We start from the raw sequence: 13,428 nt of genomic DNA, 5'->3' as shown, positions 1-13,428 counted from the left end.
CGCTATCCTGAGCGGTTTGGTCGGGACGCGCAAGCTTTGAGCCGCCGGTGTCCGATGTCGGCGATCTCAAAAACCGATTGACAACCCGAGTGCTCCTTGCTCACCGCAGTCTATTTGTCCACATTGGCGCATCCTACGCCCGGCTGTCAGTCGACTCTTCCTCGATTGCGCAAGCTTCGCGACCTCGCCTAGTAAAATCAGTCGGTTATTGCGTTGGTCAGAAACCTGTCAATCTGTCGCGAGGTCAAGGAATGCGCGTACTTGTGGCGCTTGTGCGTAAGTTTCTCACAGGTTTATCCACAGGCCTGTTGAAGCTGTCTGGTAAGACTGGGCTAAGCCCTTGATGTGCGACGGCCTCAGCGGACCAGGCGCATGGGTTTGACCGCGGTCGCAAGTACATAGTCGAGGCCGGCATAAACCGTTTCCGGGCTGCGCCGCAGCGCGAGCTTGACGGCAAAGCGCGCGGCCGGATGCAGCCGCTGCAAGGCTGAGTGGTGCGACCGCAGCCAGAGATGGAGCGGCGCGTAGACCTGTTCTCGGATGGATTCGACACGAATCTGCTCATAGCCGCGCAGTTTCAGCTTGGCGTGATAGGTCGGGATCGGATAGGCATTGTCTCGTGGGATCGCAAACTTGCGAGCGACCAAGGCCCAGGAGGCCTTGCGCTTGAAGCGTTGCCAAGCGTTGCCCTGTGCGGGACGCGGCAAGATGTCGGCGATGGCGATGCGTCCGCCAGGACGAAGCACGCGGAAGGCCTCGCGCAGGAACTGCTCGCGAGAGCGAAAATGGAACGCCGATTCCAGTGCCGTGACCTTGTCGACCGATTCATCGGCGAGGTCCATCGCGGTGGCTGAGCCTTGGCGCAGATCGATCTGCTCGCTGAGGCCGCGGGCAGCGACGCGTTGACGCGCGACCTCGACCTGTGAGCGGGTCAGGTTGAGACCGATGATACGGGTCGGCCGATAGCGCTCGGCCCAGCGCATGTCTTGATCGGCAAAGCCATAACCAACGTCGAGCAGTTCATCGCCCGGTGCAAGGCGTACCGCATCGGCCAGCCGATCGACGAGGGCGTCGCTGGCACCGTCGAGATCCTCGGCGTCTTGCCAGTAGCCCAGGTTCAGATAGAGCCCGCGCTCCGTTGCTGCGCGCGTCGAGAGCAAATCGTAGATGGCCGGAACCTCGAGCTGTTGGAAGGGATTGAATAGCCAATTGAGGTAGCGGAAAGTCTTCCGGCCCTGGCGCGGGGCTGCTTTGGAGGCTGTCATCGAGTGTTGATCCCGGTCTTGCATCGCAGAGGTTTGTGTCGCTGGAGTCTTCGTCGCTGTCTTGAGTGTGGGGGCAGCCGTTCAAGAACCGACAATCTTCACGCTCAGCGACGCCCAGGGGTTTAGACCAGAGTCTCGAGCCCCGAGCTTCCGGTGGCGCGGTGCGTTTGTCATCGGCGTCACTTTGATCGTTAATGGGCTCGCATCTAAACTCGCTAGGAGACAGGTCTCATGGCAAGAACACGCTACTCCTTCACGCAGCGACTGCTGCATTGGCTGATCGCCTTGTTGGTGTTTGGGCTGCTGGCAATGGGCTTTACGTTCTGGAGCCTGGGTTTCGAGGGCGTCAAGGACACATTTGGGTCGGAGCTGACCAATACCTTCTATATGGCCCATAAGAGTTTCGGCATCCTGCTGTTTTTCCTTGTCGTACTGCGTTTGCTGCTGTTTCGATTCTCGCCGGCGCCTGAGTATCAAACGGCGCTCACGGGCACCGAGCGCGTGATCAGTACGACAACGCATCTGCTGCTCTATCTGCTGCTGATTGGCATGCCGATCGGTGGCTGGCTTGCGACGTCAATCAGCGGCTTTCCGATCCAGTTCTTCGGCTGGGCACAGCCCGGACTTGATCCTGCCGATCAGGAGCTTGGTCGTCAGCTGTTCCTGATGCATGGGATTGGCGGTCTAGTGCTGCTCGCCATCCTGTTGCTGCACATCGGTGCTGGTCTCATGCATTGGAAGCGTAAAGACGGGATCATGACACGCATCAGTCTACCCTGACCCCTTGCTCCTAGCCGACTCCTGTCGGTGCGGCGCTTCGGTCCGCCTCGCACTCTCAAGCGTGCGGGGCGGCCGGTTCCGATCGGGCTTGAGCGATGAGCATTGGACGCTGTCGTCGGAAGCGGTAACAATCAAGGCCCCGGCCGCTGTCTTGGACGCGGCGCATGCTGAACGAGGTTGATGACGGCGGACATGGAGATCGATTGGTCGGATTACGATTGCGATGGCTTTTACGATGAGCTGCTCGCAGCACGAGGTGAGCCGCGCCCCGCGGTCGAAGCATTGGCGGCGGATATCAAGGCGCTGGGTGGTGATGAGCTGATGGCCCGGCAGCTGGCGGCGGAGGTGTCGATCAAGGAGATGGGGATCACCTTCACCGTCTATTCAGAGGAGGGTGGAGCCATCGATCGCGCCTGGCCGTTCGATGTGATACCGCGCGTGATCCCGGAGCAGGAGTGGCGCCGGGTCGAGCTCGGGCTCAAGCAGCGTGTGCAGGCACTCAACCTGTTTATCGATGACCTCTACCACGATCAGCGCATCGTCAAAGACAAGGTCTTTCCAAAAGAGGTCTTGTCAAAGTCGGTCAACTTTCGTCCGCAATGCGTTGGCATCGACCCGCCATTGGGGACCTGGGCTCACATCTGCGGCTCTGATCTGGTGCGCGATGCAGATGGCACGCTCTATGTGCTAGAGGACAATCTTCGGGTCCCCTCGGGCGTCTCTTATATGCTCGAGAATCGGTTGGTCACCAAGCGCGTCTTTCCCGAGCTCTTCGATCATTATGCACCCCTGCCCGTGGATGATTATCCCTCGCAGCTGTTTGATACCTTGGCTGCGCTCTCACCGCGTCCGGCTGAGTACCCGGAGGTGGTGGTACTGACCCCCGGGATCTACAACTCGGCCTACTTCGAGCATGCCTATCTCGCGCAGCAGATGGGTGCCGAGCTGGTCGAAGGACGCGACCTCTTTGTCGATGATGACGATTGCTGCTATATGCGCACCGTCGATGGTCTGGCGCGGGTCGATGTGATCTACCGGCGCGTCGATGATCTATTTCTCGATCCCGAGGCCTTTCGCGAGGATTCGGCGCTCGGTGTTGCGGGACTGATGCGCGCCTGGAAGGCCGGCAATGTTGCGCTCGCCAACGCCCCGGGTGCGGGCGTTGCTGATGACAAGGTCGTCTATGCCTTCGTGCCCGAGATCATTCAGTATTACCTCGACCAAGAGCCGATCGTGCCGAATGTACCGACCTATCGCTGTATGGAGCCCGATGCATTGCAGTACGTGCTTGAGCACATGGCCGAGCTGGTGGTGAAGCCGGCGAACGAATCCGGCGGCTATGGCATGCTGGTCGGTCCGGCCTCGAGCCAGGCCGAGCGCGATCGGATGGCGGCAGCGATCAAGAAGGACCCCCGCAACTACATTGCCCAGCCTACCCTCAAGCTCTCTACGGTGCCGACGGTGATCAAAGACCGACTCGAGCCGCGTCACGTCGATCTGCGTCCGTTCATCCTATCTGCGGATCGCCAGCAGGTGACCATGGGTGGGCTGACCCGGGTTGCGCTGCGCAAGGGGTCGCTGGTGGTCAACTCATCCCAGGGTGGGGGAAGCAAGGACACCTGGATCTTGCCGGAGGACACAGCCACTGAGACTTATGAGCAGGCCCAGGGCGAGCTCGGTCAGCGGCAATCGCAACCGGCTGCTGGCTAAGCGTCATTGGCGCCCGCCCAGAGCCAGAGATTTCCAGAACCCAGACGGCAGAATCCAGTCCTCAGTCCAGAGCATCCCTCGTCAGCGAAGTCAGAAACCGCCATGCTATCCCGCGTCGCCGAGAATCTCTATTGGCTCGCTCGCTATATCGAGCGTGCCGAAAACACCGCTCGCATCGTCAACGTCAACGCGAATCTGCTCCTCGACCTGCCGAAGGGGATCGCACCCGGCTGGAAGCCGCTGGTCGATATCACTGGCGCGCATGAGCTGTTTGAGGAGCATTACAAGGACTATGGCGAGCGCCAGGTGATGCGTTTCCTGCTTGGCGACGAGCGCCATCCGGGCTCGATCCGCTCAGCGCTTGAAGCAGCGCGCGAGAACTGCCGGACCATTCGCGATTTCGTTCCCCGCGAGGCCTGGGAGCAGATCAATGGTCTGACGCTTTATGCCCGCGACGGCTTACAAAAAGGACTGACCAAGAATGGCCGGCATCCCTATCTGCGCGGCCTGATCACCCACAGTCAGCTGATCAATGGCCTCCTGGATGGCACCATGCTGCATGACCAGGGCTTTGAGTTCTTGAGCTTGGGCCGTTACATCGAGCGCGCCGATATGACCACCCGAATCGCCGATGTCCATTCGGCAGCCCTGCTGCCAGATGCCGATGAGGTGCGTCCCTATGACAACATCCAATGGGTCAGTGTGCTGAAATCCTTGACTGCCTATCAGATGTACCGCCGCTGCACCCAGATCCGAGTCCAACGCGGACCCGTGCTCGGCTTCATCTTCAAGAGCCCAAGGTTTCCCCGCTCGTTACGCTGGTGTATCGACCATAGCCGGACCTGTCTCGAGCGCCTGCCGCGCAATGAGGCTTGTCTGCGCGTCCATGGACGCTTGGCGCGGGCGCTGGATGCGGCGGACCCGGAGCACTTTAGCCAGAAAGACCTGCATGAGTTCGTTGATGAGCTGCAGTTGGGTATCGCTGATCTCCATCAAGAGGTCGCGCAGACCTGGTTCCCGCCGCTCGTCGTGGCAGGCGCTGCTTGATGGCATGCAGTCGGTCATGACCATGGGCATTGTCATCGTTATTTCACAACGCAATTGCCCTAGCCGGAGCGCTGTGGCAGCCTAAGCTGTCGTTTCATCACCACTGGAGACAAGAGCTCATGCGCGTCATTCTGCTCGGCGGACCTGGAGCCGGAAAAGGCACCCAGGCGGGCTTCATTAAGAACCATTTCAATATCCCGCAGATCTCGACCGGAGATATGTTGCGCTCCCACGTCAAGGCAGGCACCGAGCTCGGCCAAGCGGCCAAGAAGATCATGGATGAGGGGGGCTTGGTCTCGGACGAGATCATCATGGGGATGGTCAAGGAGCGGATCACCGAGCCAGACTGCGAGAATGGCTTCCTGTTCGATGGCTTTCCGCGCACCCTGGCACAAGCGGATGCGTTAAAGGAGGCTGGAGTACCGATCGATGCGGTGGTCGAGATTGACGTCCCAGATGAGGAGATCATCAAGCGGATGGCTGGGCGGCGTGTGCACCCGGCGTCGGGACGGACCTACCACGTCGAATACAACCCTCCGAAAGATGAAGGTAAGGACGACGAGACTGGGGAGCCGCTGGTGCAGCGCGATGACGACAAAGAGGAAACGGTTCGCGCAAGGTTGAAGGTCTATCATGAGCAGACCGAGCCGCTCATCGCCTACTACTCGGCCTGGGCCGAAAAGGGTGGTGATGATGCGCCGCGTTATCTCCGAGTCGAAGGTGTCGGTGGCGTGGATGCCATTCGCGACAAGATCATCGCGGGTCTGGAGGCCAGCACGAGCTAGGTCCAACATAGCGACCGCTCGGCCTTAGAAGGCAGTAGCGATAAGACGTTTGGCCGGCCGGCATGATGCCGGCCGACCGTTGCGAGGCGCGCAGCGTCGCGCTTGCTCTGCTGCGCGTGGCTCGACTGGCGATGAGCTCGATTGACGATGATTAGGCGGGCTTGCGGAAGTGCATGATGCCCCAGCTCAGGTAGCCGTTACGGCCACCCTCGACCCAATGGCCAAGGCCAGTCAGCATGCGCTCGACGTAGTCATCCGAGACCTTGCCCTTGAGGCTCTCACGCTGCTCGCGCAGGGTGTCGGCAACCCGCGCGTAGTGGGTGATCAGATTCTCGGTCAGATCAACCACCTCAACCTCTTCCCAGCCTAGACGCTTGGCCTGCGAGCGATAGAAGGCGAACGAGCCCAGGCTCGAGAGATGGATGCGATCGAAGATCGGCTGCAGCACGCCTTCTGGGCAATCGTCAGCCTGCATTGGGTCGGTGAAGATCAGCTCGCCACCAGGCTTTAGGACCCGGTCGATCTCGTCCATGACCTTGTCGCGATGCCCTGAGTGCAGGATCGCATCCTGCGACCAGGCGACGTTGAAGCTGGAATCCGGGGCCGGAACGTCCTCGAAGCTCGCGTCGACGACCTCGATCAGATGGTCGAGGCCCGCGGCCTTGTTCATCTCCCGATCACGTTGATTCTCGGCTTCGCTGAGGTTGAGGGCGAGGACTTGGCAGCCAAACCGCTTAGCAAGATGGCGCGCGGCGCCGCCATAGCCGGCGCCGAGGTCGATCACCCGTGCGTCCGGCTCTGAGAGCGGTGCTGCGATGCGGTCGGCGCTGCGCTCGACGGTGCGTGCTGAGGCAGCCGCGATCGGCTCATTCGGACCCTCATAGAGCCCGATATGGATATCTTCCCCACCCCAGACATGGAAATAGAAGTTGTCGGCGTCCTCGCTGTTGTAATAGCCGCGTGCGGTTTCAACAGCCTCTGAATATTGTTGGTTCATCCGTTGCCTCCAAGATAGGCCTTCTCGGCGAGATGGATGAAGAAATCAGGCTCGGTCTCTCGATAGGTCTCTTGGAAGTCCCCATAGGTGTCGACGCGCTGGAAGCCCACTTCGCGCATCAGCCGTTGCACGTAGGACTTACGCAGGGGGTACATGTTCAGATGGTAGACCGAGCCGTCGCCGAAGCTATATTTGAACCGGGCAAGTGATTCATCGACATGCTCAGGCTCGGCGCGCACGCTGTCGCCGCAGTAATAATAGTTGTGGGTCGGCTGTACCTGGTGGTCGAGGAGTGCGTCGTAGTTCCGCTGATCCAGAACCAGCACGCCGTCATGACGCAAGGTGGCGTAGAACTCCGCCAAGGCCTTGCGCCGGTCGAGCTCGTCGTGCAGATGCGTGAAGGAATTACCGAGGCAAATGACGGCATCATAGAGGTCGTGGACACTCTGATTCAGCCAACGCCAGTCGGCATGGACGGTGCGCAGAATGTGGCCTCGCTTGCGCGCGTTTTCGAAAGCCTTGGCCAGCATCACGGGGCTGCCGTCGGCACTAGTGACCTCAAATCCGGCCTCGAGCAGTTGGACCGAATGGAATCCGGTGCCGGTGGCGACGTCGAGCACCTTCTTGGCGCCACGCTCGCGCAGCTGATCAATAAAGAAGTGGCCTTCGGCATTGGCGCGTCCGTCCCAATCGATGAGCTCGTCCCACTTATCAACGAAGGTCTCGATGTATTCTTCTTGATACTTTTCGCTGTCGCGGACGGCGAGAGGATCATCACCGTAATCTTGTCGAGTCGTTTGTTGCTGCATGGTCTAGCTTCCTGGTGATGGGCTGCGCGACACACCAGAGCCCGCCGCGAATGCGTAGGCAGGTCGAGACGGGACGGACGGTCGCGAGCAGGGTCAGCCGTTCTTCTCTGCACTGGGGATGTGCGAAAAGCCGGCGAGGAGATGCCTATGGTACATCGTGTACGAAGCTTTTGAAACGCAGTTTCTAGGGTTTTGGTAGGAATTGCCTCTTGTTGAATCCTGTAAGAAACTGATATTGATGTGGTTCTTAGTGATGCTCGAGTGTCGAGTATCGGTGAGATTTCGTTTGTGACCGAAAATTGGCGGGTTGATGACGATGACGACGGCGGAGACTCGGTGTGAGGATGTGTTGGTTGCCCTGCGACGGGTCATCCGGGCGGTCGGCCTTCACTCGCGACAGCTAGAGCGGAGCCATGGCCTAACCGCACCCCAGGCGTTGGTGCTGAAGGCGATCATCGGTCTAGACGAGGCGTCCGTTGGCACTGTGGCCAAGCGCGTCAGCCTGAGCCAAGCCACGGTGACCGATATCCTGAATCGGCTTGAGAGCCGAGAGCTTGTGCTGCGGGCACGCAGCCGTGAGGATCGGCGCCGGGTCATGGTGCGCGCGACCGACAAGGCGGTCGCGATCATGTCGCGCTCGCCACCCTTATTGCAGGAGGCCTTCGTGCAGCGCTTTCAAGCACTTGAGGAGTGGGAGCAGAGTCTGTTGATCTCCTCGTTGCAGCGGATTACGACCCTGATGGGCGTGGAGCAGCTGGATGCCTCTCCGGTTCTTGTCGCTGGTCCGGTTGCGGCTGACGACGAGTCTGCGGACACAACGGCGAACGCCGCGGACACGCTTGCGCAGGGACTGTCTTCTCCGCCGGTTTGAGCTCCAGCTGGGCCCGAGGATGGCCGGTGCAGTGCTGCGCTGGGGTCGAGCGTCGGAACCCTGCGAGAGGGCCAAAACGGGCGGACCTGGCACGCCGAGTTGGGCTAGTATGCCGGCTCGCTGTCGTTCGGCCGCGTGGCGCCTCAGCGACCCGCGAGTACCCAAATGCTGATCGAGATGACCGATCCATGATATCGCCGTGAAGACTGCTAGCATCGCTTACCGCGTCGCCGATTTCCTGCGCCGCCATCCACCCTTCCAGTATCTCGATGAGTCCGAGCTACTCGAGTTGGTTGGCGGCGGCCGCGTCCTCTTTCATGAGGACGGCGAGCTGGTGTTCGAGCGCGGCCAGAAGCGCCGACCCTATGTGTACGTGATCCAGCAGGGGGTGGTGCGTCTCGTCGACTACGACGAAAGCGGCGCCAAGGAGGTCTTGCGCGATGTCCGCGGCGAGGGTGACCTGCTCGGCGTCGGGCGCTACCTCGGCATCGTCGAGCATACCTACACGGCGCGTACCGAGACCGAGGTCATCCTCTATGCGCTCCCTGCAGGACTCTTCTGGGAGCAGATCAAGCGGCATCCGCGTGCCAGTCATTTTCTCGCGGCCTACTTTACCGTCGCCATTACCCCCTCTGAGCTCGATGGTGATCCCTCACGTGCCCATGAGCGACGCCTCGGTCGTCGCCCGGTTGACTGGATGGCAAGCCGCGTCGATGAGCCGCCGACAGCGGTAACCTGCCGGCTCGAGACGCCGGTCCGCGTGGTGGCCGCCAGCCTGGCCGATCAGCCGCCTGGCGCCGCCGCTGTGGTCCTCGATGCCGGCGGGGTACCGCGTGGATTGATCTCAACCCGTGCGCTCAGCGACCGGGTCGCCAGTGGCGAGCTTCCGCTCGACGCAGCCGCAGCGCAGCTGATGACCGCAGTCCTCGGTACCTTGCCGGCGGGCTTGCCTGCTGGCGCCTATCTAACCCGTATGTTGGAGCTACAGGTCGAGCATCTGGTGTTGACCGATGACGGCTCGCCTCAAGGCAAGGTGATCTCGGTGTTGGCGCGGCGCGACCTGACGCGGATCGAGGGCGCGGCGCCGCTTGCGATCGTCGAAGATATGTCGCGCGCCAGCGGCATCTATGAGCTTTCCCGGCTACTGGATCAGGGCCAGACCTTTCTGGCAGGCGGCCTTACTGATGCCGCAGCCATGCGCTGGCTGGCGCCGATGGCGACCGCCCTCTACGCCGCTGTGCTGCGGCGCGTGGTGGTCCTGGTCGAGGGAGCCTTGGTTGCCGAAGGCCACGAGATTCCAAACCTCAAGCACTGCTGGGTCTTCTTTGGCACTGCTGGTCGCGGCGAGCTGACCACGCTCTATGACCTCGACCATGGCTTGATCTACGACGAGCCCGAGCCGCAGCAGCGTCGAGCGGCGCGCGGGTACTTTCTGGAGCTCGGCCGTCGGGTGAGCGCGGCCTTGTCGGCCTGCGGCTTCGTCAGCACGGCGAAGGGGATCGTTTCCGGACACCCGAGCGCCTGCCGTTCGATCAATGAGTGGGAGATCGGCTTCAGCCACTGGATTCAGGAGCCGATCGAGAGCTGTGTCTACCGCGCCACCTCCTTCTTCGATCTCCGCCCGGTGCATGGCGACTGCACCCTGGTTACCCGCCTGCAGCAGCACATCTATCGTGAGAAGGACCAGAGTCCCGGTTTCGTGCCCCTGCTGGTTGCTGACTCGATGGCCAATCTGCCGCCGCTCACCTTCTTGCGCGGCCTGGTGATCGATGATGACGGTCGATACACCGAGACCCTGGACCTGCAGCGCGCGACCTTGCAGCCGGTGGTGGATCTGGCGCGAGCCTTGGCGCTGGATGCCGGCATCGCTGATCCGGTTGGGACGCTCGAGCGTCTGCAGGCCTTGACGCCGGAGGATGAGGCGGCGCAGGCATTGGTCAACGAGACGATTGCCGCCTTTCGTAACGCGCTGTTCTATCGCACCCGCGCTGGTCTTGCCGGACACAGCGATGGCAGTCAGGTGGAGCCTTCGAATCTGACGCGGCTTGAGCAGAACCTGCTCAAGTCCGGCTTTCGCACCGTCTTGCAGCTCATGGAGTACACCGGTAAGCGCTATGGCGTAGCGCTACGCCGCTGATGCTGAGAGGAGTGTCCCTATGACTGAACATCATGCGCTATGGCCGCACATCCGGCACTAGAACAGCGGCTCGCCGCCTATCGGGAGCGATTCGATGCGACTTGGTCAGATGCGGCGCCTCTGGATCAGGTCCGCTTCTGCGTGCTCGATTGCGAGACCACTGGCCTGGACCCGCAGCGTCATCGTATCGTCAGTATGGGCGCTGTTGGGGTCATCGCCGGCGAGATCGATCTCAGCGATACGCTGGAGCTGTTGCTCAGAGTGCGCTTCAACACCGCTTCAACGCTGGTGCACGGGATCACGCGCAGCGCGACCCGCGACGCGCTGGATGAGCCGGATGCGCTGGCTGCACTGCTCGAGTATCTCGGTGATGGCGTCATCGTCGGCCATCACATCAGCCATGATCTGCGCATGATCGACGCCGCGCTCGCCCGTCACGCTCCTGACCGGCTCCGCAACCGTCATCTCGACACCGGCGAGCTGATGGGGCACTTGTTGGATCGGGCGGCCTTTGGCGCTGACGCCGAGCTCAGGGACTATTCGCTCGACGGACTCTGCCGCTTCTTCGGCATCCTGCCTTACGATCGGCACACGGCTCCGGGTGATGCGTTCCTGACCGCCGGCATCCTGCTGAGACAGCTGCGCGCCGCAACGCGCAGCGGCTGCCGGCGCCTTGGTGACCTGCTCAGCCTTGCTCAGCCACCTCAGCCACCAGGCGAATAGCAATGCAGGCGGCTCAGGGGCGTGAGTCGTTCTAGCGGCTGGCTTGCGATTGCTGGTGCAGGTATTCGACCGCGGCGACCATGTATTCGACTGCGGCCTCGATTTGGCGGTCGGTCAGGCGCTCGTTGCCTCCCCGCGGTGGCATCTTGTATTTGCCGTCCTCGCCCTTGATGCCGTGGATCGGACTCTTGAAGAGGGTCTGCACGCCCTTGGCGATGCGGGGCTTCCAGTTTGGATAGTCGGTGACTGCCGGCGCCCCAGCGGCGCCCATCAGATGGCAGGCGCGGCAGGTGCCCATCCAGACCGAACGGCCTTCGGCCAGCACTGGGTCAGCGAAACGGGGCATCTCGAAGCCGGCGGCCGACTCGGACGACCCAGGACCACAGCCTTGGGTGAGGGCCGCTGTCAGGATGAAGAGAACGGAAAGCGTCAGTCGCATCGGGCTCGCGGTGGTCATTCTATGCTGGCTTTGGGCAATGCGGACGCGCCCCTGCAGGATGGTGCGTCGGCAGGTTGGTTGATCTTTGGCCGCTAGGATGCCACAACGGTGATGTGACTGGGCCAGCAGGCTGCGTTTGTCGGCTTGAGTTGGATGCTGGGTAGCGGTCGGGCCAGAGGCTAGCGCATGGTGAGGAAAGATAACGAGCAGCACTTGTCAACGGACTCGGCCGTATCCAGATCTGGAACATGCGTCTAAACCCCCGACTCATCCGCGTCATTTTGAGCATCTGCATGCTGACGTTTCAGCTGCAGGTCTTGGCGGCGTCGACGCTCAGTTGTCGTCACGCGGCGGATGTGGCGACCTCTGAAGCCAGTCAGGACGGAATTAAGCGCGTACCAGCCCACTGTCCCCATGCGAATCGCTCCCTGGCCTCAGCCGAAACCATCGAGGTGAGTCTCGGTTCCGGCGGTGCTGGCCCGGCGTTCGGCGACTGTCAGAAGTGCATGCTTGATCTCTGCGCCTTTGGCGCACTGGACTTACTTGCTCAATCGCCGATGATGATCGAGCCGCTGCAGTCGCTGCCTTCTCCCGGCCAACAGCCTCATTTCTATCGCTACTCTGTCGACCTCTGGTCCAAGCCTCCGATCTTCTTGTTGAGCTGAATGTCGCGGCGACGGCGCCACCTGGCCGTCGCCCCTCGAGCCTGAGATCCGCGCTTTGAGCCAGCGGACTCGGGCGCTACAGCCTGACCGGAGATCCCCGATGTCGATCATGCCTTCTCGTCGTCCGCAGGACGACGGACCCTCAAGTTCGTTCTTGCTTCTAGCTCGAGTTTTGTTAATGCCCTTGCTGGCGATAGGCCTTGTCGCCTATTGGTCTGAGCTTGACGCCGAGACCCAGCCGCAGAACCCGACTGAATCGGTCGCAGAGGCCGCTGATGATTCGCCGATGGAGCATGCGGCGAAGCATCTCGATCCGAAATACGTCTGCCCGATGCATCCGCAGATCATCAAGGATCAGCCCGGCACCTGTCCGATCTGCGGCATGGATCTGGTCAAGAAGCTGATGGACCCGATGACCGGCAAGTATCCGGAGGTGGCCTTGACGCCAGCGGTCGTGCAGACGCTTGGCGTGCGCACGGCAGCGGTCGAGCGCGGCACGCTCTGGAAGTACATCAAGACGGTGGGTCGGGTCACCTACGACGAGACCCGACTGGCGCATGTGCATCCGCGGGCGGAGGGCTGGATCGAGTCGCTGAGCCTGCGAGCGGAGGGTGAGCCGGTGCAAGCGGGGCAGGAGCTCGCCGAGCTCTATGCACCCGAGATCCTGAACGCGCAGGTGGATTTCCTGCTGGCGCAGGATCGCAATGCGGCCGATCGACGCCGGGTCAGTGCGGATAAGGCGCGCAATATCTTGCGGCTGCTGGATGTACCGGATGATGTGATCACGGCGATCCAGCGCAGCGGCGAGGCCCGCAATCGGGTGCCGATCCGGGCGCCGATCGATGGCATCGTCACGCAGATGATGGCCCGCGACGGGATGTATGTGACCGAGTCGAGCGAGATGTTCACCATCGCTGATCTAAGCCAGGTCTGGGTGATGGTGGATATCTATGAGTATCAGATCGATTGGCTTGAAGAGGGGCTCACGGCCGAGATGACGGTACCGGCGCGGCCGGGACGGACCTGGGAGGGTGAGGTCGATTATCTGTATCCGGAGCTGGACCCGGTGTCGCGGACCTTGCGGGTGCGGTTGGTGTTCGATAACCCGGATCTGGCGTTGAAGCCGAACATGTTTGCCGATGTGGTGATCTATGGCGGGCCGAAGCGGGAGGTGCTGAAGATCCCGGCCGAGGCGCTGAT

13 protein-coding genes are annotated in these 13,428 nt (G+C 61.5%); 9 read left to right on the top strand and 4 right to left on the bottom strand.

Features of this window, described 5'->3' with window-relative positions:
* Positions 1–356 precede the first annotated feature (356 nt).
* On the bottom strand, positions 357–1,265 hold the full coding sequence (locus ACY693_RS06660) for an SAM-dependent methyltransferase (protein ID WP_462321048.1): 909 nt from the start codon (positions 1,263–1,265) through the stop codon (positions 357–359).
* 231 nt (positions 1,266–1,496) lie between these two features.
* Here ACY693_RS06660 and ACY693_RS06655 point away from each other — a divergent pair, with 231 nt between their 5' ends.
* The 4 genes from ACY693_RS06655 (at position 1,497) to adk (ending at position 5,587) form a co-directional block, all read left to right on the top strand.
* The gene (locus ACY693_RS06655) at positions 1,497–2,045 is read left to right on the top strand and encodes a cytochrome b (RefSeq protein ID WP_462321047.1); all 549 of its coding nucleotides are present in this window, start codon (positions 1,497–1,499) and stop codon (positions 2,043–2,045) included.
* Positions 2,046–2,237: 192 nt separating this feature from the next.
* Entirely contained in the window at positions 2,238–3,755 is a 1,518-nt protein-coding gene (locus tag ACY693_RS06650) for a circularly permuted type 2 ATP-grasp protein (RefSeq protein ID WP_462321049.1), read from the top strand.
* 102 nt (positions 3,756–3,857) lie between these two features.
* Complete coding sequence (locus tag ACY693_RS06645; RefSeq protein ID WP_462321046.1) at positions 3,858–4,802, top strand: alpha-E domain-containing protein; 945 nt, start codon at positions 3,858–3,860, stop codon at positions 4,800–4,802.
* 119 nt (positions 4,803–4,921) lie between these two features.
* The gene (gene adk, locus ACY693_RS06640; RefSeq protein WP_462321045.1) at positions 4,922–5,587 is read left to right on the top strand and encodes an adenylate kinase; all 666 of its coding nucleotides are present in this window, start codon (positions 4,922–4,924) and stop codon (positions 5,585–5,587) included.
* 151 nt (positions 5,588–5,738) lie between these two features.
* Here the strand turns inward: adk and ACY693_RS06635 are convergent, their stop codons facing one another.
* Both ACY693_RS06635 and ACY693_RS06630 read right to left on the bottom strand, forming a co-directional pair.
* Positions 5,739–6,584: a class I SAM-dependent methyltransferase gene (locus tag ACY693_RS06635; protein ID WP_462321044.1), complete on the bottom strand. Its 846-nt coding sequence runs from the start codon at positions 6,582–6,584 to the stop codon at positions 5,739–5,741.
* Positions 6,581–7,393 carry a glycine/sarcosine N-methyltransferase gene (locus tag ACY693_RS06630; RefSeq protein WP_462321043.1) on the bottom strand — a complete coding sequence of 271 codons (813 nt, stop codon included), beginning with the start codon at positions 7,391–7,393 and terminating at the stop codon, positions 6,581–6,583. The genes ACY693_RS06635 and ACY693_RS06630 overlap by 4 nt, the downstream gene beginning before the upstream one ends.
* Before the next feature lie 310 nt (positions 7,394–7,703).
* Between ACY693_RS06630 and ACY693_RS06625 the strand changes: the two genes are divergently transcribed.
* The 3 genes from ACY693_RS06625 (at position 7,704) to ACY693_RS06615 (ending at position 11,124) form a co-directional block, all read left to right on the top strand.
* Positions 7,704–8,264 carry a MarR family winged helix-turn-helix transcriptional regulator gene (locus ACY693_RS06625; RefSeq protein WP_462321042.1) on the top strand — a complete coding sequence of 187 codons (561 nt, stop codon included), beginning with the start codon at positions 7,704–7,706 and terminating at the stop codon, positions 8,262–8,264.
* A gap of 199 nt (positions 8,265–8,463) precedes the next feature.
* On the top strand, positions 8,464–10,401 hold the full coding sequence (locus ACY693_RS06620) for a putative nucleotidyltransferase substrate binding domain-containing protein (RefSeq protein ID WP_462321041.1): 1,938 nt from the start codon (positions 8,464–8,466) through the stop codon (positions 10,399–10,401).
* A gap of 39 nt (positions 10,402–10,440) precedes the next feature.
* Positions 10,441–11,124: a 3'-5' exonuclease gene (locus ACY693_RS06615; protein WP_462321040.1), complete on the top strand. Its 684-nt coding sequence runs from the start codon at positions 10,441–10,443 to the stop codon at positions 11,122–11,124.
* Between the two features lie 31 nt (positions 11,125–11,155).
* On the opposite strand, the gene ACY693_RS06610 is transcribed toward ACY693_RS06615, so the two are convergent.
* Positions 11,156–11,563, bottom strand: coding sequence for a c-type cytochrome (locus ACY693_RS06610; RefSeq protein WP_462321039.1), 408 nt, complete (start codon positions 11,561–11,563; stop codon positions 11,156–11,158).
* Between the two features lie 293 nt (positions 11,564–11,856).
* Between ACY693_RS06610 and ACY693_RS06605 the strand changes: the two genes are divergently transcribed.
* Complete coding sequence (locus ACY693_RS06605; protein ID WP_462321038.1) at positions 11,857–12,228, top strand: hypothetical protein; 372 nt, start codon at positions 11,857–11,859, stop codon at positions 12,226–12,228.
* Between the two features lie 178 nt (positions 12,229–12,406).
* Positions 12,407–13,428 (top strand): efflux RND transporter periplasmic adaptor subunit (locus ACY693_RS06600; RefSeq protein ID WP_462321037.1); only part of this gene is annotated, 1,022 nt, incomplete at its 3' end.

Source organism: Halochromatium sp., assembly GCF_054919635.1.
The sequence above is the reverse complement of the archived record's forward strand: the minus strand, read 5'-3'. Positions and strand labels throughout refer to the sequence as shown.

What these genes read in the sequence shown, in the direction of transcription:
- ACY693_RS06645 (WP_462321046.1), top strand. Translation starts at nt 3,858, where the DNA reads ATGCTATCCCGCGTCGCCGAGAATCTCTATTGGCTCGCTCGCTATATC.
- ACY693_RS06605 (WP_462321038.1), top strand. Translation starts at nt 11,857, where the DNA reads ATGCTGACGTTTCAGCTGCAGGTCTTGGCGGCGTCGACGCTCAGTTGT.
- adk (WP_462321045.1), top strand. Translation starts at nt 4,922, where the DNA reads ATGCGCGTCATTCTGCTCGGCGGACCTGGAGCCGGAAAAGGCACCCAG.
- ACY693_RS06615 (WP_462321040.1), top strand. Translation starts at nt 10,441, where the DNA reads ATGGCCGCACATCCGGCACTAGAACAGCGGCTCGCCGCCTATCGGGAG.
- ACY693_RS06660 (WP_462321048.1), bottom strand. Translation starts at nt 1,265, where the DNA reads ATGACAGCCTCCAAAGCAGCCCCGCGCCAGGGCCGGAAGACTTTCCGC.
- ACY693_RS06625 (WP_462321042.1), top strand. Translation starts at nt 7,704, where the DNA reads ATGACGATGACGACGGCGGAGACTCGGTGTGAGGATGTGTTGGTTGCC.
- ACY693_RS06650 (WP_462321049.1), top strand. Translation starts at nt 2,238, where the DNA reads ATGGAGATCGATTGGTCGGATTACGATTGCGATGGCTTTTACGATGAG.
- ACY693_RS06635 (WP_462321044.1), bottom strand. Translation starts at nt 6,584, where the DNA reads ATGAACCAACAATATTCAGAGGCTGTTGAAACCGCACGCGGCTATTAC.
- ACY693_RS06610 (WP_462321039.1), bottom strand. Translation starts at nt 11,563, where the DNA reads ATGCGACTGACGCTTTCCGTTCTCTTCATCCTGACAGCGGCCCTCACC.
- ACY693_RS06655 (WP_462321047.1), top strand. Translation starts at nt 1,497, where the DNA reads ATGGCAAGAACACGCTACTCCTTCACGCAGCGACTGCTGCATTGGCTG.
- ACY693_RS06630 (WP_462321043.1), bottom strand. Translation starts at nt 7,393, where the DNA reads ATGCAGCAACAAACGACTCGACAAGATTACGGTGATGATCCTCTCGCC.